The 20,192-nt window shown below is 34.0% G+C and carries 19 protein-coding genes and 1 tRNA gene; 15 read left to right on the top strand and 5 right to left on the bottom strand.

All coding sequences use genetic code 11. From position 1 onward, the window contains the following. Positions 1 to 11 precede the first annotated feature (11 nt). The 5 genes from B0A65_RS12040 (at position 12) to B0A65_RS12025 (ending at position 5,737) form a co-directional block, all read left to right on the top strand. Positions 12 to 1,700 (top strand): zinc ribbon domain-containing protein, encoded by a 1,689-nt coding sequence (locus B0A65_RS12040; protein WP_074661119.1) that lies wholly within the window; start codon positions 12 to 14, stop codon positions 1,698 to 1,700. A gap of 4 nt (positions 1,701 to 1,704) precedes the next feature. Continuing rightward, entirely contained in the window at positions 1,705 to 2,553 is an 849-nt protein-coding gene (locus tag B0A65_RS12035) for a hypothetical protein (protein WP_074661120.1), read from the top strand. Further along, positions 2,550 to 3,623, top strand: coding sequence for a DNA methyltransferase family protein (locus tag B0A65_RS12030; protein WP_074661122.1), 1,074 nt, complete (start codon positions 2,550 to 2,552; stop codon positions 3,621 to 3,623). Before B0A65_RS12035 ends, B0A65_RS12030 begins: the two co-directional genes overlap by 4 nt. Positions 3,624 to 4,019: 396 nt before the next feature. After that, positions 4,020 to 4,190 (top strand): hypothetical protein, encoded by a 171-nt coding sequence (locus tag B0A65_RS23280; protein ID WP_207556427.1) that lies wholly within the window; start codon positions 4,020 to 4,022, stop codon positions 4,188 to 4,190. Continuing rightward, entirely contained in the window at positions 4,187 to 5,737 is a 1,551-nt protein-coding gene (locus B0A65_RS12025) for a recombinase family protein (RefSeq protein ID WP_074661123.1), read from the top strand. The genes B0A65_RS23280 and B0A65_RS12025 overlap by 4 nt, the downstream gene beginning before the upstream one ends. On the opposite strand, the gene B0A65_RS12020 is transcribed toward B0A65_RS12025, so the two are convergent. After that, positions 5,703 to 5,776 (bottom strand) — tRNA-Arg (locus B0A65_RS12020). The two genes, B0A65_RS12025 and B0A65_RS12020, sit on opposite strands and share 35 nt — an antisense overlap. Before the next feature lie 115 nt (positions 5,777 to 5,891). On the opposite strand from B0A65_RS12020, the gene B0A65_RS12015 reads away from it, so the two are divergent. Beyond that, a complete protein-coding gene (locus B0A65_RS12015) occupies positions 5,892 to 6,404 on the top strand; it encodes an adenine phosphoribosyltransferase (protein WP_074661125.1) in 513 nt (170 codons plus the stop codon). A gap of 1 nt (position 6,405) precedes the next feature. Here B0A65_RS12015 and B0A65_RS12010 read toward each other — a convergent pair whose 3' ends face one another. The 3 genes from B0A65_RS12010 to B0A65_RS11995 all read right to left on the bottom strand — a co-directional run bounded on the left by B0A65_RS12010 (position 6,406) and on the right by B0A65_RS11995 (position 8,896). Continuing rightward, positions 6,406 to 7,056: a response regulator transcription factor gene (locus B0A65_RS12010; RefSeq protein WP_074661126.1), complete on the bottom strand. Its 651-nt coding sequence runs from the start codon at positions 7,054 to 7,056 to the stop codon at positions 6,406 to 6,408. Next, the gene (locus tag B0A65_RS12005) at positions 7,056 to 7,694 is read right to left on the bottom strand and encodes a sensor histidine kinase (protein ID WP_242670274.1); all 639 of its coding nucleotides are present in this window, start codon (positions 7,692 to 7,694) and stop codon (positions 7,056 to 7,058) included. The genes B0A65_RS12010 and B0A65_RS12005 overlap by 1 nt, the downstream gene beginning before the upstream one ends. Before the next feature lie 764 nt (positions 7,695 to 8,458). Continuing rightward, positions 8,459 to 8,896: a hypothetical protein gene (locus B0A65_RS11995; RefSeq protein ID WP_074661131.1), complete on the bottom strand. Its 438-nt coding sequence runs from the start codon at positions 8,894 to 8,896 to the stop codon at positions 8,459 to 8,461. A 283-nt stretch (positions 8,897 to 9,179) separates the two neighbouring features. Here B0A65_RS11995 and B0A65_RS11990 point away from each other — a divergent pair, with 283 nt between their 5' ends. From B0A65_RS11990 to B0A65_RS11960, 7 genes are all read left to right on the top strand, one after another. Next, the gene (locus tag B0A65_RS11990) at positions 9,180 to 10,034 is read left to right on the top strand and encodes a hypothetical protein (protein WP_074661133.1); all 855 of its coding nucleotides are present in this window, start codon (positions 9,180 to 9,182) and stop codon (positions 10,032 to 10,034) included. A gap of 18 nt (positions 10,035 to 10,052) precedes the next feature. Then, positions 10,053 to 10,457, top strand: a complete 405-nt coding sequence (locus B0A65_RS11985; protein WP_074661134.1) for a hypothetical protein — start codon at positions 10,053 to 10,055, stop codon at positions 10,455 to 10,457. An 18-nt stretch (positions 10,458 to 10,475) separates the two neighbouring features. After that, complete coding sequence (locus B0A65_RS11980) at positions 10,476 to 11,186, top strand: hypothetical protein (protein ID WP_074661136.1); 711 nt, start codon at positions 10,476 to 10,478, stop codon at positions 11,184 to 11,186. Between the two features lie 63 nt (positions 11,187 to 11,249). Next, the gene (locus tag B0A65_RS11975; RefSeq protein WP_074661137.1) at positions 11,250 to 11,879 is read left to right on the top strand and encodes a hypothetical protein; all 630 of its coding nucleotides are present in this window, start codon (positions 11,250 to 11,252) and stop codon (positions 11,877 to 11,879) included. Next, a complete protein-coding gene (locus tag B0A65_RS11970; RefSeq protein WP_074661139.1) occupies positions 11,876 to 12,328 on the top strand; it encodes a hypothetical protein in 453 nt (150 codons plus the stop codon). The genes B0A65_RS11975 and B0A65_RS11970 overlap by 4 nt, the downstream gene beginning before the upstream one ends. Before the next feature lie 18 nt (positions 12,329 to 12,346). Next, on the top strand, positions 12,347 to 14,020 hold the full coding sequence (locus tag B0A65_RS11965; RefSeq protein WP_074661140.1) for a S8 family serine peptidase: 1,674 nt from the start codon (positions 12,347 to 12,349) through the stop codon (positions 14,018 to 14,020). A 12-nt stretch (positions 14,021 to 14,032) separates the two neighbouring features. After that, positions 14,033 to 15,271, top strand: a complete 1,239-nt coding sequence (locus B0A65_RS11960) for a peptidoglycan-binding domain-containing protein (RefSeq protein WP_074661142.1) — start codon at positions 14,033 to 14,035, stop codon at positions 15,269 to 15,271. 55 nt (positions 15,272 to 15,326) lie between these two features. Here the strand turns inward: B0A65_RS11960 and pheT are convergent, their stop codons facing one another. Beyond that, positions 15,327 to 17,756, bottom strand: coding sequence for a phenylalanine--tRNA ligase subunit beta (gene pheT / locus B0A65_RS11955; protein WP_394335682.1), 2,430 nt, complete (start codon positions 17,754 to 17,756; stop codon positions 15,327 to 15,329). A gap of 266 nt (positions 17,757 to 18,022) precedes the next feature. Here pheT and B0A65_RS11950 point away from each other — a divergent pair, with 266 nt between their 5' ends. Together B0A65_RS11950 and B0A65_RS11945 are read left to right on the top strand one after the other, a co-directional pair. Then, on the top strand, positions 18,023 to 19,528 hold the full coding sequence (locus B0A65_RS11950; RefSeq protein WP_074661709.1) for an aldehyde dehydrogenase family protein: 1,506 nt from the start codon (positions 18,023 to 18,025) through the stop codon (positions 19,526 to 19,528). A gap of 75 nt (positions 19,529 to 19,603) precedes the next feature. Further along, the gene (locus B0A65_RS11945) at positions 19,604 to 19,978 is read left to right on the top strand and encodes a DUF779 domain-containing protein (RefSeq protein WP_074661145.1); all 375 of its coding nucleotides are present in this window, start codon (positions 19,604 to 19,606) and stop codon (positions 19,976 to 19,978) included. Positions 19,979 to 20,192 lie beyond the last annotated feature (214 nt).

Below are 20,192 nucleotides of genomic sequence, written 5' to 3'. Positions count from 1 at the left end.
AATTTAGGAATATGGATTTTGACAAAAAAGAATTAGAAGAACGTAGTGATTATTTAGATTACGATCAGGTTGTAGACTGGTTTGTGACAGATAACTATTTTGAAAATATCCAAAGAAAATTATTAGGCACTGGTGCAAAGTTATTAATTGGTCCAAGGGGCACTGGGAAAACACATCAAATGCTGATATCACATATAAACTGTATTTCAGACGGAAATAAACCCGTTTCATTATATGTGAGTTTTAATCGATACTATCATCTAGAACCTCTTATGTCACGGGCATCGAATGCTATCAAAATATTTAATACTTGGGTACTCTCAAAAATCGTCCTTTCAATGTACGAGTTTAGTGAAAAGGCCAATATTGATATCTCCGCATTAATGCGCGACCCAGGATTAGCAAAGAATAAACTCGAGATTTTCATAGGTAAAGCTGAGAAAGGCTTGTTTAGATTCGAAGATGAAAGTTTACTAGAAATACTTAATGTTTCATATGTAAAGAATTTAATTGAAGATTTAATAATAGGTTCTGGTCGTAAAAGAGCAATTCTTTTATTAGATGATGCTGCATTAACTTTAACGCCGGAGTTTCTGGTTGACTTTTTTGAGATTTTTATAGGTTTAAAGTCGCCAAATATTTCTCCTAAAGCATCAGTTTACCCTGGCACGACAGAGTATGGTTCAAAATTTCATCTTGGCCATGACGCTGAAAAAGTTGAATGCTGGATCAATGTTACTGATGATATGTTTTCTTATAGTACTTTTATGAACGAGGTCATCAATAAAAGACTAAGTGAAACAATAAAAGATATTGATTCCGAAATAGTTGAAATTTTTAAATATGCATCTTTCGGAATTCCACGGGCATTTATATTTCTAATTAGATCATATATACAGTCCAATAAAAGTACAAGGCAGTCTAAATTTAATGAAGTTATTGATCAACACTCTAATCTTATTAAAATTGAATATTTATCTTTAAAAAAGAAAATTCCACAGTTTTCTAATATAATAGAAGTTGGCAATAACTTTTTTGATGCTATTATCAGTGACATAAGCATTATAAATAAAGAGCTTGTAGGAACAAGAAATATAATTATTGGAATTGAGGAACATACGAACAATATGGCCGAAAGAATGACCCAATTTCTCAATGAAGCAGGGCTATTATATAAGCATTCAAGTAGTGTGAGTCATGGTCACAATAGAGAATATATTCGATATACTCCCCATCTCTTATTTCTTTTAAAAGCGAAGGCATTTAGTAGTGGAAGAGGGTTTGACACAAAGAAAATTCTTGAACAATTATTAAGTCCAGAGAAAAAACATCCTGTTAGAAGAAAATTGGATACATTATTGTCTCCACAGGACATTCATGATTTAAAACTAAATTTACCGCCATGTACTAACTGTGGCACTGTACGTATCCAAGACGACCAGAGATTTTGTCATAAATGTGGCTTCGAATTGGTAAATAATTCTGCTTTTGAAAGCTGTATGGAACTGGATGTTAACGCAATTCCTTTTACAAAGTTTCAATTGCAAGTTGTAAAGGAAGCAAATTTTAAAAAAATTAAAGATTTCTACTCTGTACAAAATCCAGTAAGCGAGCTTAGGAAAGTAAAGTTAGTTGGAGTATATAGATCGCAGGAAATATTAAAACGAGTATTAAGTATCGTTGATGAATTTTTAACTTAAAGAGATGAATATTGACGCTAATAATACTTCGCCGTATCATTTTCTTGATACGACAAACATGTTTGATCTTGACTTTCGAGAAACAAATGAAACACCGATTGATACCTATATAAAAAAAATCAGAAGTTTAACTGTGCTTATTGATCCAAACCCAGCAGATTACAACAAGATTTTAGCAAATTTGGTTTTATTAGGAAGTGTCTCGGTTTTTGAAAGCTATATGCGTGAGATAATTAGAAGGACAATTTTAATTGATAAAATAAGTTTAACTCATTGCGAAAGTTTGCCGTTATCTTATGGAGCAGCGATAAGTCACGTCAATGAATTAATGCCTGAAGCAATTTTAGAAGATGTTTCATTTGCAGGTAAAGTAAATGTACAGGAATCTTTAAAAAAATTTTTAAATTTAAAAGGAAATTTGCCAGATTCATTAGTAGTAGCACTTGACGAATTCGCAAAAGTTTGTGAATTAAGGCACTGTTTGGTGCATAGATTTGGAAAACTAGGTACGAAGAATGCTATAAAACTAGGATTAACCGATCATAGTCTTTCTATTGAAAAGCCATTATCTTTAGACTACATTGCTTTGCAAAATTTGCAAATGACATGTAATACCGTTGTAAAAGAATTAAATAACTATATTTTCAATAGCTTATTGAAACGTTTAATAATGGATGAACGTGGAAAAAAAATACCAACAGTTATTTGGACTTGGAAATATAATCAAGATAGGGCTCTTTTCTTGAAATATTATATGACATTTGTATCGATAATTGAGACTCCTAGAAACCATAGCAGCGCTCGCGAGGCATATGATTTATACCGTATTACTTATAATAGTTTAAGAAGATGATTGATAAAGACTGGCTTAATTTTTATACTCCTGCAAATATAGCAGCAGAAATTGTTAATCTTATTCCACAAAATTATACTCCGGAAATGGTAGTTGATATATGCGTGGGGAGTGGAAACTTCTTAAGTGCAGCCTCAAACAGATGGCAAGGTTGTAGTACTTTGGGTGTTGATATCAGCCCAAATCTAAAAGCAATTGATATCTCAGATGAGATTTATAAAATGGACGCTTTAAATCTTAAGGACTTAGAAACAATTAATTTTAAACTAAACAAATTAGTTTTAGCGAACCCACCTTTTGGGAAATTGGACTATAGCACTAAAAATGTATATTATAGCGAAAAGTTGGCGGAATTACAAATCGAGGCTATAAAAACGAAAAGAATCGAGGCCTTAATGCTGGTCTCTAATTTACATATATTAAATGATATGGACCTTTTTGGAGCGATATTACCACAAAATATATTTGAAGCTGAAAATTTAAAAAGATTTAAAGAAATGTTTTTGGCTCACTTCGATGTATTATATATTGGAACACCAGGTAAATATTTTTCAAAAAGCGAAGTTAAGACTAGGATTTTTGTTGGAAAATTTATTAAAGAAGTAAATTACAAGGAAAATGTAAAAATCGAAAAATCAATCGAAATTGAGTGCAGGGTTCTAAGAGGAATAGATAATTCGAAATTAGCAAAGAATGTAAATATTAATAATGGTGAATTTGATGAAGTAGTCCATTTTAGTAATAATGATGGAAAAATCAGTCAAAAGCGTTATGTTAAAAAAAATACCTTCTCTAATGATTTAAAAATTGACAAATATGATGTCCTCGTTTCTAGAGTTGGTAGGAATTCAGGCAAAATTCATTATGCTTTAAAAGCTTATTTAAAAAAATACCCCTCTGATTATTTCTACTTATTAAAAGATTTTAAGAAAATGGCAACTGAAAAGCAACTTCAAAATATGGAGAATTGCTTATTAGAAAAGAAGAGGGGATTAACCACAAAATATTTGTGTAAGAAAGATATTACTGAACAAATACAAAAAATAACTAATAATTTTAGTATAGTTTGATACAAATGTATTAGATAATGTTTGATATGATTAGCAAAGTTTTGTAACTGTTACGATCAATCTCTTATAAATGTATACAACCTAAATAATACAGAGGTTTTGGTCTTAATAGAACAAAAAAAGTAATTAAATAGACCAACCCTAAAAATTAGTTACATCGAACTTTTCCGTATAAATTATTAGTTTTCTAAAGATAGTAAACTTCCATTTATAACTTCAAAACACATTTCACTGCATTTGGTAGAATTGAGCTAACTAGCGATTTTTTTCGATAATATTTCAAAATGAATAATTTCTCAGAAATAGACTTCCTTTTAAGGACAAGTACTGCTAGTTATTATCTCTGAAGCATTTCTACATTTAAATTACTTTTTATGATTTTTAAAAAGTGTGATTATGGAGAAAGATATTGACTACAGTAAATTAAAGTTGACCCCGGAAAAAGCTCTACAAATGCTTAGGTCGGAAGGATTAGACGTAAGTATTGAACAAGCAGAGGAAATCTTGTATTTCTTAAGAATAATTGCTAATATCGCTGTGTTGAAACATTTAAATAAAACAAAATGAGTAAGATAGCAGATTTATATATTCGTGTAAGTACTGACGAGCAGGCTGAAAAAGGCTTCTCCCAACGTAATCAGGAAGAAATGCTAAGAAAGTATTGTAGCATAAACCAAATACAGATACGTTATGTAATTTACGAAGATCATTCGGCAAAGACTTTTAACAGGCCGCAATGGAAAAAATTTCTTGCTGATGTGAAGAAACATAAAAATAAAATTAATCTGGTTCTTTTTATGAAGTGGGACAGATTCAGTCGCAATGCCGGTGATGCTTACCAAATGATCAATGTTTTAAGAAAACTGGGTGTAGAGCCGCAGGCTATAGAACAGCCGCTTGACCTGAGTATACCGGAGAACAAAATGATGCTTGCATTTTACTTGGCTGCTCCCGAGGTTGAAAACGACCGAAGAGCACTAAATACATTTCAGGGGCTTAGACGAGGTAAGAAAGAGGGCAGACATATGGGAATGGCTCCTTACGGTTATGCAAATAAAGTAACTGAGGATGGAAAAAAATATATTGCCATTGTACCGGAAAAAGCAACAAAACTTATCTGGATATTTGAACAGGTTGCAAGAAATGTTTTTAGTACCGAGTCTATTTATCAAATGGCCAAGGACAAAGGGCTTGTCCTGTCCAAGAGTAACTTGTGGGTCATACTTAGGAATCCACTTTACTGCGGAAAAATAGTTGTTCCCAAATATAGAGATGAAGAAGAAAGATGGGTAAACGGACAACATGATGCCATCATAAGCGATGGTTTGTTTTATCGCGTACAAGACGTTCTTGATAGTAAAGCGAGGACATATAGGCCAAAGATCAAGACTATTGAAAATTTTCCATTAAGAGGCTTTTTTCTATGTCCGCAGTGCGGTCAGAAGCTAACAGGCAGTAAATGTAAAGGAAGGAATAAATATTACTACTACTATCATTGTCATAAAGATTGTAAATGGAGAGTTAACTCGGAGATTGCCAATAAAATATTTAAAGACTATTTAAATAAATTCAAACCTTTACCAGAGGTGAAAAAATTATATGCGGCAGTGCTGCTTGAAGGATATCGAGAACACACTGGGGTAGTTGCTAATGAAAAAAAGAAGTCACTTGAACAAATAGCAACTTACGAAAAGAAATTATCGGTTGCCAGAAATCTATTAGTAAGTGAGAAAATTGATGCTGAGGACTATAATCTGATGAAGAATGAATACAATGAAATTATCAGTAATCTGGAAAAAGAGATGGGAAATGTGGAGGACGACAGAGGGAATATAGAGTATTTAACGAACTCAGGACTGCAAAACCTTTTAAAACTCGGGGACGCCTTTGATAATGCGAGTTTAGCAGATTCGAGGGAGGTAATTGGTTTAATTTTTCCTGAAAATTTTACATTTCGAGAAAACAAAATCCAAACCGCTAGGATCAACGAAATGGTCAACTGTATCTACCTGGTAAACAATAGATTACGGACAAAAAAAAACGGGACAAAAGATGATATTTTTCTTTTGTCCCGAGTAGTGACCTCGACTGGATTCAAACCAGTAACCTCTTGAGCCGTAATCAAGTGCGCTATTCAGTTGCGCCACGAGGCCTTTTTGTTATCAATTCAGCTAATTTTTCGTAGCTTTGTTGATTGCTTATTGCGGGTGCAAAGATAGGTATAAATGCGAGATATGCAAGCATAAAATAACATAAAAATAAAAAAAAATGCAGATTGAAAATTATATACGTGATATTCAAGGTTTTCCAAAAGAAGGAATTTTGTTTAAAGATATTACTCCGCTATTAAATGATCCAATTGCGAGAACAGAATGTCTCAAAATTTTGCTGGAATCTTTAAATGGACAAAAAATAGATAAGGTGGTGGGAGCGGAGAGTCGTGGTTTTTTCTTCGGAATGTTGTTGGCGCAGGAATTAAATGCAGGTTTTATTCCCGTAAGGAAACCTAAAAAGCTGCCTTATGAGATTATTTCAGCTTCGTATGAATTAGAATACGGATCTGATAGTCTCGAAATGCACACAGATGCCATTCAAAAAGGAGATCGCGTTTTAATCCACGATGATGTTCTGGCAACAGGCGGAACGGCAAGAGCGGTTTGTGAGTTGGTAGAAAAACTAGGAGGCGAAATTGTACAGTGCAATTTTTTAATGGAATTATCTTTTCTAAACGGCAGGGAGAAAATTAAAAATCATCCCATTTTTGCAGCACTTACATATTGATTTAAATCAAAACGATTTTATTTTTTATGGCATAAAGCACTAATCCAATTCGGGTTTTGATTTCGAGTTTATCAAAAAGACATTCTCTATAACCATCGATTGTTTTGGGGCTTAAACACATTTCTGAGGCTATTTCTTTATAAGTTTTCTCGGTGCAGGCATGTTTGATGAAAACAAGTTCCTTTTCTTTTAAACTGATTTTTTTCGAATCATCATTTGCTTTTTTGACCAGCATTCCAGAAACCATTTCTGTAAAATAAAATCCTTTTTCAATGACTGATACCATGGCATCCTTGAAAATCTCTGGCGAAGTATCTTTCAGGAGATAACCTTTGGCACCGTTTGTAATCATCTTTATGATGATTTCCTCGTCGTCGTTGACAGAAAGGGCTATAACCTTCAAGTCGGGTCTGTTTTCTTTAATCCATTTCATTGTGCTTACACCATCTAAAACCGGCATATTTACATCTAATAAAATCAAATCGACATCTGTATCTTCATGGTCCTGCACATACGAAACAAATACTTTTCCATTTTCAAATCGGTTAATCACTTCAAAATCCTTAAAACTGTTGATTAAAAGTTCAAGAGATTGTGAAAAAAGCTGGTGATCGTCAACAATAATTATTTTGTTTTTGGTGTTTGGTTTCATTAGTCTTTGATTAAGGGGTATTCTAGTGTTACATTGGTTCCTGAGGCATTTGATTCCATTATTAATTGTGCTCCAATTAATTTGGCTCTTAATTTCATATTGTTTAAACCTAATCCTGAATTGGTTTGGTTGGTATCATATCCAATACCGAAATCTTTCATATCTAAGCAAAAATGAGTTGCAGTTGTATTAATATTTACTTCAAATAAGTCACTGTGTGAATGTTTTAGGCTATTATGCAGTGCTTCCTGAAAAATTCTATAAATAAACAAATCGTGTTCCTGGCTTATATTCGGAATTTCGCCTGTAAGATTGTAATGGTATTGAATGTTTTTCAGCTTTTTTATACGCTCTAAATCTTGTTTTATGGCTTCGATAAAATTGCTTTGTAGTAAATTGTCTTTATTGATGATTCGGGAGAGAATCCTTATCTCATCTAATGATTTGGCTAATATCTCTTTTAAATCATGGAGTTCATTGTGATGAACCGGTTTACCGCTATTAAGGTACATGTTAAGCTGCATGATGCCAACAGAAATAATTTGGCCTATATTATCGTGAAGTTCTTTACTGATTTCGCTCAGCGTCTGATCTTTAATCTCTATTCTGGTTTTGACTAATTCCGATTGAAAAAACATTTCGGACTCCATTTTTTCAACCAAATAATTGTTTTTCTTTTTCAAAAAATAAAAGAATATAACAAGCAAAATGATCAGTAAAGTTAAGAAAACGATACCTAACGAAATGACTAATAATTGTATTTCTTTTCGCTCCATAAGAATCCAATAATATAGCAACTATGTGCAAGGACATTTAAAATAAAAACTACCAAACTAAAAATGGATTCATCATGTTTGATCAAAAACCAATTTAAAGCAAGCATAAAAGGCAAAAACGGTACATGAAAAACTAATATGCCCAATATGTACCAAAAAAAGACTGATCTTTTAAAGTTTAATATTTTGTCTGAATTAAAGATTTCAACCAAATATAAACAGGATAATATCATAATCAATAAAACTCCAATGGCGAAACTATAAGTAAAGGAGTGGTTTACATCTTTTTTAAAATATAAAATATTTAAAAAGAAAGAAACAATAAACAGCACAAAACAAAGAATCGCAATTATTCTATGATTTACTTTTGACAACAAACTCCTCAAAAGCAATATATAGGCAGAAAAGGTGACGAGCATATAAAAATTAAAAACATAGTAATTTAATAAGCCGGTCCATTCTGTAAAGTAATAGCCAACTTTCTCTATTACAACAGAAAACCAAATTAAAATTACTAAAAATTTAGCTCTATTACTAGGAAGTTTATGCATTGAAATCAATCCAATAATTCCGGAGAATAAAGCTAAATAAAAGGTATAAAATCTTAAAAATTCAAACATAATTTTTTAGTAGTCTAAGCTTGGCGGTCTTCCGATACTGCCATAATTCATTGGTTCAATACTTGATACATCGCCTTCGCCGCTATCCATATGTAAGGCGAGAGTTTGTACTTCACCTTCTTTAGCAGCTTTTCTGATTTTCTTTCCGGTTGCCTGCAAAAAAACGGTCATCAAACCAGCTTTTTCCTCATATTTTTTTTCATCAGGATATACGCCAAAGTAAATGCGAATTCCATTTACGTCATATCCTGTTTTTTCACCTTTGGTTTTGATGTAATGAATATAATTTTCGAGTTCTTCTACAGAAAACCAAATAGCATTAGCATCTTCTTTTTTAATGTATTTAGCAATAATACTGGCTCGGTATTTCATGAAATTTAAATGTAATTCTGTAGCGAATTTTCTAGTAATTAATTGGGTCGGTCTTCTTAGCTCTTTTTCCATAATTTTAAAATTAAATCTTTAATAGTTAATGGTTTAATTGATAGTTAATACTTTTTTTAAACAATTCTTATGGGCAAATTTATTTTAAACCCTTACAGCGGGCAAGGGGAAATCTACCCTTTTTTGTAAGGGTAAATTTATTTAAAAAATTGGGTTAAAGTACTGTTTTTTAGTAATTTATAAAAAATCAATTTTACATCGTTCCTTTTTGTGCACAAAATGGATAGGCGAAATCTGAAAAGCCTGTTAAAAAGAGTAGGAGTTAATAGTAATACTAAAAATTATGAGTTTATATCACGAAGTTTTTCAGGGAGAATCATTCAGCGAAGACAATTATTTTGAAGCTGTACGATATGTTTTAGGACCGGAATATTCTAATTTAAGCGAAAGCGAGCTGGAAGATGTCCTTTTATCAAGAGTAGATCAAATGTCTGAAAGTGAAGCAGAAGGTTTTTGGTCAAGTTTAGGTAATGTTGCCAGCAGTATCGGTTCCGGAGTTTTACGTGGCGTTTCTGCCGTTGCTCCAATCGTAGGAACTGCTGTTGGAACTTATTTTGGCGCACCTCAAATTGGAGGAGCTGTTGGTGGATTAGTTAGCAACCTGGCAGGAGCAGGAAGCTCTGCATTAGATAATAGTCGCCAGCAGCAACGCAGACCAGCACCACAACAGCAATACAGACAAGCGCCACAACAACGCAGACAAGCTCCTTCGCCAGTTAGACAAGCTTGGGGTAATACTACAAGATATCTTGCTGATGCCGGCAGAGCTGCTCTTCCTGCAATTCAACAATATGTACAGGATAATCCGGTACAATTGCGTCCGCAGGCAGCTCAGGATATTGGCAGGGTGCAGGGGTTGTACAATCAATTAGGAGGTGTTATCAATAACCCTCAATTCCAGGCTGGTCAGGCACAGCAGAGTTTAGGAACTGCAAGTCCAAATGCACCAATTGAAAGCCACTCTTTTGCCGAATTAATCGAAAGCATGAATTATTTAACCGAAAATATTCTGTATGAATATTATAACGGCGGATTAATTCCGACTGAGGATTATTATATCGATCAATATGGCCAGTTTGTTGGCACAAACACCCCTAACAGAATTAATAGACTTGAAAACTCTATTGCCAGTTTATAAAACCTAAAAGTTATAACAATGGATGCTTATTTAGAATATTTGAAAGAACATAATCCTGAAATGGCTAAATATTTTGAGCTGATGCAACCCATGATGGAAAAAAAAGAACCTGAAGAGGAAAAAGAAATTCCAAAAATTGATCCAATGCTTGAAGAGAGAATCAAGAAGCTAAAAAAAATCAATCATAAACTTTTTACCATTATCGAAGGATTAAAATTTCAGCTTGAATTTGAACTAAATCAAAATGATGATTTAGCAAAAGCTATTGGTGCCTGTACAGAATGCTTTGGCGAAAATGGGGATTGTCCGGAATGTTTTGGAACCGGAAAACCAGGTAACAGCATTCCTGATTTTATTCTTTTCAATAAATATATTCAGCCTGCTATCCAGAAGTATAACAAACATTATTTCAACAAAAATTAACCATTAAAAATTAAAATTATGAGCTATTTCGAAAGTTATTTAGACGAAGATTTATTAAATGAAGATTATTTTAACGAAGATCTTTTAGGCGAAGATCTATTAGAAAGTTATGACGAAAGTTATGATGAAGCCGCAAAGCGCAGAAGACCTTCTACAAGAGGGATTAGGCCAAATGTAAGTTCGGCTGTGAAGCAAAAATCAAACTTTGGGAAAGCGTTAAGCGGAAGAGCTAATGATTATGCTACAAAAAGCGAACTAAAAAAATCATTGGATGCGATTTCAAACCAGGTAAACGAACTTAAGAAAACGTCATTAGCCACTAATAAAACCCTGGTTGCCTTAGATCAAAAACATACAGAACTTGCTAAGTTAGATGCCCGTAAAGGTGATAATCAAACTAAGGTTTTAAAAAATATGCAAATGATGAATATGATGGGATCACTGCTAAACCAGCCAAAGTTAGATGTTACAAAACTTAAAGTCGTTAAAGCAACTGAAACAGGTAAACCAGACACAATTGTTCAGGATGGTACTGCTATAGTTGTTGACCAAACGATGTCTTTATTGTTACCAATGATGACGACAATGGGCGATTCGGGTTCTGGAAAATCTGACAATTCGAACATGATGTTACCATTAGTTTTAATTATGTCTCAGCAAGGTCAGGGTAATACAGGCACCAACAATACAATGCTGCCACTTGTCATGATGATGATGATGAATAAGTAAGTCTAAAAGGGCAGTTGATACCCAATTGCCCTTTATTTTTTATGAACCTTAAAATAGGAAACAATGAATCCAATTAATTTATTAATCAATTATGTGATAGCCAATAGCAGAGCAAATTTTTACAATGTTCCCGGAAATCAGGAAGTAACCAATACAGCACTTTTGACAGGAATGGTGTCTGAAAATCCGTTGATGAGCTATTTAATTATCGACAACAAAGCCAAATTCGAAGGAGAAAAGGGGATTGTTCCGGTAACTACAAAAGCGTCTGACGAAAAAGATAGTTTTCAGGGCTTACCGGAAAAAGGTAGTGCTACTACTGGAAAAGAAGAACCTGCCAAGACAAATGAACCAACTAAGGAAGGATCAACAGTAGAAACTGCTCCTGTTAATGTTGTAACCTTAGAAGCTGTTAAAGCAGAAATTTCAGAAAGTACTAAAGCTATAAAAGCAGAAATTGCTAAAATTCCGGAAAGCAACAAAATAGAGCTGCAGAAAATGATATCAGAAACACTTAGTCCTAAAATTGAAAGTTTAGAAATAAAAACTGCAGATTTGAACGATGCTATTCTGGTACTTAAAAAGAGAGTAGATGAAATTTTGAAAGTTACGCCAGCGCCAACGCCTGATACTGTCGTGCCAACTAAAGAAGCTCCTACTCAGAAAACATCGACTAAAAACGAACCAAAATGAAAACAGCAGCATCTAACCACGAAATAATTAATTTAGAAAAAATTGAAAAAACAACGGATCAGATTCTGAAAAAGATCAATCAAATTCGCCCTACTATTTTTAAAAGTGATTTTAAATTATCAGGCAAAGCAAAAGAAGAGAAAGCGTTTCTGATTAAAAATTTATTTCCTAAAAGTCTGTTTTCTATTAAGAGTTCAGTAGAAACTTTTAATAGAATTTCAGAACATGCCAACTTTTCAAAATTAGAAAAAGAAGATCGGGATTTTATTTCAGGATTAGATAAAATGGGATTTAAAAATAGTCTTTACATCAAGGAAATCGATGAATTTATTTCTCAGTCAAAGAATGTCGAAGATGGTTTTTCAATAATAATCGAAGAAACCATTTATTTCACTCTTTTAGGCTCAGAGTTAGGTTCGATTGAACGTAAGCTATTAACTATCAATTAAAAAGTTAAACCAAAGCTTATGGATCCGAGACTCAAAATAATATTATACGGTAATCCCGACGAAGAATTATCGTTGTTAATGCGTTTAGAAAAGGAAAAAGAATATCCGGAACATTGCAAAATTATTTCGGAATTTGGAACTATTGTAAGTATCAGGACACAACGCCGGTATTTATGCCGCATTTATGATAGCAAGAAAGTTAAAAGCTTAAAAGCACCTCGTGTAGTTCCTGCAAATATTGCTGTGGAGGAGGTATCATCACATGAAATTTTGGAAAAGAAAATCAATACTTCTGCCGAAAATACGTCGAATGTTATTTTTGGAATCATAGATTTTGGCTTTGATTTTACGCATTCTGATTTTATTAAAGATGATAAAACACGTTTCGAAAAAATCTGGATACAATCGGACCGATATGAGGAAAATAAATTTGGCTACGGTAGAATTATTACTAAAACCCAGATTAATGAGGCCTTATTAGATGATTTTCCATTTAAGAAAATAGGATATCACCCGGGAAAATCAGATTTGTTTGGAAATGGTACGCATGGCACGCATGTTCTTGGAATTGCCTGTGGAAATGGCGCCGTTGCTCAAAAAAGTTTTGCGCCAAATGTTGAAATTTTAGCAGTTGATATGGGAACAAATCTGGTTAATGGCTGCAACTTGTCTCTTGGAGATTCGGTTAAATTAATTGAAGGCTTAGATTTTTTACTCACAGAAGCCGGAGATCGCCCAATTGTTATTAATATGAGTCTTGGTGGGCACGGAGATGCGCACACGGGACAAACTTTAGTTGAACAGGCAATTGACAATATTCTGACAGCCAGAAAAGGAACTGCGATTGTACAGAGTACAGGAAATTATCATCAGGCAAATGTGCATACTTATGGTGATATCAGGAACAATCAGAAAATTAAAATTCCGTGGATGTTCAAAAAACACGATCGTACGCCTAATGAAATGGAAATTTGGTACCATGGCGATGATATTTTGAGTATAAATGTGTATGATGACACTCAGAAAATATTGCTTTCCTCAACACCTTTTAAAGATGAATTAATTATAAAAGATGGTGATGAAGTTGGTATTTGTCTCCATAGAAGTAAGGAACCTAATACCAATAAAAACCAAATTAATATTCTCGTTAACGGCAAATTAAACTCCAAATTCTGGACCATTGAGTTAGTTGGAAATAAAGTAAAAAACGGACGTTATCATTGTTATATAGAGCGTGATGACGGCGGACAATCTATTTTTTTGCCAAAAATTGCGAATAAAACGCACACAACAAACTCGATTTGCAATTCGAAATATAGCATAGTGGTTGGAGCATACAATCAAAATGATGATTCAAAACCTATTCTGTCTTTTAGTAGTTCAGGGCCAACTGTTGATGGCCGGATGAAACCGGAAGTGGTAGCACCGGGTTTTAAAATAAGATCATCCTGTTCTTCTTCGGGCAAAGAAAACAAAGCATCAAATAAACTTACTTCTAAAAGCGGAAGTAGTATGGCAGCACCTTATGTAGCTTCTTTGGTAATGAACATTCTTGAAAAAGAGCCCCGGCTTGATATTATTTCTATTAGAAAAAAGCTCTTTAAGGCTTGTGATTCAGTCTCTTTTAAAGAGAATAATATCGAGATATTCAGAGCCGGACATGGTTACATCAATCCAGGTAAAATAATATAAAAAGCAAATATTATGGAAAATTTAGTTTCTAATTCCCCCATTATAAATCAGAATTCCGGTTCGGTTTCATCAGCACAATTATTAAGCAATAGCGTAGGATTGAATGCAGTGAATAATCCGCAGGATGTTCTTCAAATTCAAAATTATCTTAAAGAATTAGGTTATCCACTTACTGTTAGTGGCAACATTTCCAACAGTCAAACGGATAATACTATTGTTTCAATCTTGAACTTTCAGGCCAATAACAACATTCAGGTTTCCGGAATCATTACTCCAAATGATGTCACCTTTATTGCTTTGAAACAATTGCCAAGAGCTATTACAGCATTGACAGAAAGTGAAGATGAATCGCTGCATCAGCCGTTTTTGACAAACTCATTTATCTTCAGAAGAAATGCCGGCAACGCCAATACACTTAATGTCATTTTTGAAGGAGATTCGTGGTTGGATTATCCAGTTCCGAGAGTTTTAGATCTGTATGATACCATTACAGATCATAATCAAAGGCTCAACTTAAATTGCCTTCATTTGGCAAAATTTGGAGAAACAACTTCACAAATGTATGCGGACAAAGCTCATTTTGTGCAATATGTAAGTGGGTATCGAATTGACCGAATTTATTTTAGTGGAGGCGGAAATGACGTTTTTCCACAACTAGGCAGAATATTAAATGCCGGAGTGACCACATTTAATCCTGGTTTCTTTACGGATACAGCAAAACTAAATGAATTGAGAAGTTTGTCTGGCGATGCTTTGTATCAAAAATGTATTTTATACAAAAGATATTTAAATACCAGTACTTTTGACAGCGCACTTTTCAATTCGGCCAATCTCAATGCTATTTTTACGACTATTATGCGCAATTATATGGGCTTTGGAAGTATCGTAAACGCATATTGTACGCCAAACACCATATTTTATATGCATACGTACGATTATCCTTTATTCAAGCTTGGAGTACAGCCATCAGTAGCGGGATTGAGTTTGCCTTTAGGACCATGGATAAAACCTGTTTTTGACCGGTTAGGAATTACAGATGAGATTTTGAGATGTTATAGCATCATCCGATTATTAGATCGTTTTTATGCACTTTTATACCAGATAAAAAATCATTTCAATTACTACGGTTATCGTTTTCAAAGCCGGATAATAGATTATCGCGGTTTATTGAATTCGTCCGAATACTGGCGAGATGAAATTCATCCCAATTCAGTAGGAGCAAGGAGATTATCAACTCGCGTTACTTTTTAAAATAGAAAAACCCAACTTTTTTATGGTCGGGTTTTTTTATGAATGAAAACTTTTTTTATCTCAAACTTGCACCAAGTTCAGTTTCAAAAGTTTGTTGCAGTTTAGACATGATTTTATCAATCTGACTATCTGTAAGTGTCTTCGTGTTGTCCTGAATAGTAAAACTCAAAGCGTATGATTTTTTACCTTTCGGAAGATTTTTTCCTTCATAAACATCAAATAAATTAATGTCTTTTAAAAGTGCTTTTTCTGTTTGTTTAGCCAAATTGAATATACTTTCATATGTTGTATTTTGGTCAATTAACAAAGCCAAATCTCTTCGAACTTCAGGGTATTTAGGAATTTCTGAATATTTGATTTTTCCTGTTATGATTTTTAAAATCAGATCCCAGTTAAAATCAGCATAATAAACATCTTGCTTAATTCCGAAATGTTTTAGAATAGATTTCTTAACCACACCCATTTCAACTAAAGTATCATTGTTGTAGCAAATTGCAGTTCCTTCTGAAAATACATCAGATTGTACCGGTGCATTCGAAATTTTATCGATTCCTAAACGTGCCAAAATACCTTTTACATACCCCTTCATTAAAAAGAAATCGGTAGTTTTTTGAGGATTTGTCCAGCTCTCTTTGTTTCTGTTTCCGGAAATCAATAATGAAAGATGTTTGTGCTCTTCATACCCGTTAAGATATTTGTGATAGGTTTTTCCGAATTCAAATAATTTTAAATCAGAATTTCTTCTGTTAATATTGTATGAAATAGCTTCCAATCCTGAAAACAATAAAGACTGACGCATAGTAGACAAGTCACTACTCAACGGATTCAGCATTACTACATTGTGTTCTTCTTTTAATGAAGTTGACAATTTTGCATAGGTTGCTGTAGTCAAAGAATTCGCCATCATTTCGTGGAAACCCTGAGAATTCAATTGAGAAGCAATTACATTTTGAACTTTATAATCTTCTGTTCTGGGTGAGTTGGCAACAGTGGCATTGAATTTCTTAGAGAAATTAATGTTGTTGTAACCATAAACCCTCAAAATTTCTTCAATTACGTCGATTTCACGCTGTACATCAACGCGATACGCCGGAATTGTTAATCCTAAACCTGAATCAGAAACACTGTTTACTTTGATGTCTAAAGAAACTAGTATTTTTTTGATCGTATCTTTTGGAATTTCCTGTCCAATAATTTTAGACACATGACTGAAATTCAATAGAACAGAGAAATCTTCTATTTTTTTAGGATAAACTTCCACAACATCAGAAGTTAGTTTTCCACCTGCAACTTCCAGAATTAATATGGCAGCACGTTTTAAGGCATATTCTGTAATCGTTGGGTCAATTCCTCTTTCAAATCTAAAAGAAGCATCTGTATTTAATGCGTGTCTTTTGGCTGTTTTACGAATACTCACCGCATCAAAATAAGCACTTTCTAAGAATATAGAAGTGGTACCCTCTGAAACTCCTGATTTTTTCCCACCAAAAACACCCGCAATACATAACGGACCTTTTTCGTCGCAAATCATCAAATCTTCTTTATGTAATGTTCTTTCAACATCGTCTAAAGTGGTGAATTTAGTTCCTTCAGGAAGTGTTTTTACAATTATTTTTCCATTGATTTTGGCAGCATCAAAGGCGTGTAGCGGTTGTCCTAATTCATGTAATACATAATTGGTAACGTCTACAATATTATTTTTTGGAGTTAATCCAATAGCTTTTAAACGATCTTGTAACCACGCAGGAGATTCCTGAACTGTAATTCCTGAAATAGTTACCCCACAATATCTTGGTGCTAATTGAGGTTCTTCAACATTAACGTCAATTTTTAAGGTACGCATGTCAACTCTGAAGTTGCTTACAGATGGTGTGATCAATTCTATATTTACACCACGTTGCAACATTCCGGCTCTTAAATCACGTGCAGTTCCATAATGGCTCATAGCATCGGCACGGTTTGGCGTTAATCCAATCTCGAATACTTCATCATTTGCAATCTTGAAAACTACAGAAGCTGGCGTTCCAGGTTCTAAAGCATCATCTAGAACCATAATTCCGTCGTGACCATTTCCAAGACCTAATTCATCTTCAGCACAAATCATTCCGTGACTTTCCTGTCCGCGAATTTTTCCTTTTTTGATAGTGAATTCAGCTCCTTCTTTATCATATAAAACAGTTCCTATGGTAGCAACCGGAACTTTTTGTCCTGCAGCAACATTTGACGCTCCACAAACAATTTGCACAGGCGCTTCTAAACCAATATTTACAGTTGTAACTTTTAATCTGTCGGCATCAGGGTGTTTTTCGCAAGTAAGTACGTGTCCTACAACAACTCCTTCTAAACCACCTTTTATAGACTGGTATTTTTCGACAACTTCTACTTCCAGACCTAAATCTGTTAGTAATTCTGAAGTTTGTTCAGATGTCCAGTCTGTTTTAATAAATTGTTTTAACCAGTTGTAAGATATTTTCATGTTAACTATTTTATTCTTGTATGAGGATACAAATATAAGGATTGCGTATTGTAGTAAGAAACAATTTATTTGGTTTTTTCGGGCTGTTTTTGATTCACCTGAAATGGTCTGTAATTGAGTATTTTATATTTTTAGTCTTAATATTTTGATAATTAAATGCTAAAAGTAGTTCAAAAAAATGAATGTGTTATTTTTGTGCTATTTGTTGAACGAAAAGTGCTATTCCGTTCGGGATTATGAAGGTAAATTTGAAAGGAATCCAAAAAATTAAACTTATGAGCACTATCGCACAAAGACCTGAATTTAAAGCAAAATATGACAATTACATCAACGGAAAATTTACTGCACCGGTAAAAGGAGAGTATTTTGATGTTCTTTCTCCAATTGATGGAAAAGTATTTACAAAAGCCGCACATTCAGGCAAAGAAGATTTAGAACTGGCAGTTGATGCTGCCAATGAAGCGTTTAAATCCTGGGGAAAAACCTCTGTAACCGAAAGAAGTATTTTATTAAACAAGATTGCACAGAAAATAGAAGATAATCTTGAATATATTGCCACAGTTGAAACTATCGATAACGGAAAACCAATTAGAGAAACGCTTGCAGCCGATATTCCGTTGGCGATTGATCACTTTCGATATTTTGCAGGAGTTATTCGCGCCGAAGAAAGCTCAATTGCAGAACTAGATTCTCAAACGGTTTCCATCGCATTAAGCGAACCTTTAGGAGTTGTAGCGCAGATTATTCCGTGGAATTTCCCGATTTTAATGGCCGTTTGGAAGATTGCACCGGCATTGGCTGCAGGAAATACAATCGTTTTAAAACCAGCCGAAAGTACACCAATTTCAATCTTAGTTTTAATGGAATTGATTGGAGATATTCTTCCTGCCGGAGTTCTAAATATTGTAAATGGTTTTGGTGCCGAATTAGGCCGTGCATTGGTAACTAATAAAAAAGTTTCTAAAGCAGCATTTACGGGTTCTACCACAACAGGCCGTCTGGTGATGCAATATGCAACAGAGAATATTATTCCGGTTACATTAGAATTGGGTGGTAAATCGCCTAATATTTTCTTTCCGTCTGTGGCAGATCATGATGATGACTTTTTTGATAAAGCCATTGAAGGTGCCGTTTTATTTGCTTTAAATCAGGGAGAGATTTGTACCTGCCCATCCAGATTATTAATTCACGAGGACATCTACGACAAATTTATTGCCAAAGTTATCGAAAGAACCGAGGCTATTATTGCCGGAAATCCTCTGGATAAATCGACCATGATAGGAGCACAGACTTCAATTGTTCAGAAGGAAAAAATTATGTCATATATTAAATTAGGAAAAGAAGAAGGTGCAGAATTACTAACCGGTGGTGATGAAAATCATTTAGGCGGAGATCTGGAAGGTGGTTATTATATCAAACCAACATTGTTTAAAGGGCATAATAAAATGAGGATTTTTCAGGAAGAAATTTTCGGGCCTGTTTTGGCCGTTACTACATTTAAAACGACTGAGGAAGCAATTGAAATTGCAAATGATACCATGTATGGATTGGGAGCGGGCGTATGGACACGTGACGCACACGAAATTTATCAGGTTCCGAGAGCGATTCAATCTGGACGTGTCTGGATCAACCAGTACCATTCTTACCCTGCGGGAGCACCTTTTGGAGGTTACAAACAATCCGGAATTGGTCGTGAAAACCATAAAATGATGTTAGGGCAGTACCGTCAGACGAAAAATATGCTTATTTCTTATGATAAAAAGAAATTAGGCTTCTTTTAATTTGTTATTATATTGGTTCGAAAAGGTAAGTTTCTGACTTACCTTTTTTTGTAAATTTAATTTAAAAAAGAGGTCATGATTAAAAGAATTGATGCCACAGAAAAAGCCATTGGGCTGATAAAAATATTAAAAGAAAAACATGGCGATCTAATGTTTTACCAAGCAGGAGGATGTTGCGAAGGAACACAACCGCAATGTTTTGAAAAAGGCGGTTACTACCAAAGAATGGGCGATGTCTGTATTGGAACTATTGAAGATACAGAATTTTGGGTCGACAAAGATCTATTTGAATATTGGAAACATGCACATTTTACATTAACCGTTATTGATGCCTTTGGTGTCGGAGGTTTTTCTTTAGAAACACCTCTAAAAAAGACTTTTCAAATTGAATACAGGATTTTTACCGAGGAAGAAGAAAAGAATTTGGAACCGGTTAGTTTTATTGAATAAGGTTCTAAGTTGCTAAGGTTCTGAGGTTCTAAGTTTTTTTTTGTAGAGGTGCACAGCAGCGCGTTTAACACTAAATATGGATAATAGGAGCGTAGACGCACTGCGGTGCACCTCTACGATAAATGTTGTGATATAAAGTTGTAGAATAAACGTTGTAGAAGTTTTTACGCATTTATGTCACTCCGACGGAGGAGGAATGACAAAATAACCGTAA

Source organism: Flavobacterium frigidimaris (assembly GCF_002217275.1).
Lineage (GTDB): Bacteria > Bacteroidota > Bacteroidia > Flavobacteriales > Flavobacteriaceae > Flavobacterium > Flavobacterium aquidurense.
This window is presented reverse-complemented; position numbering and strand designations above follow the sequence as displayed.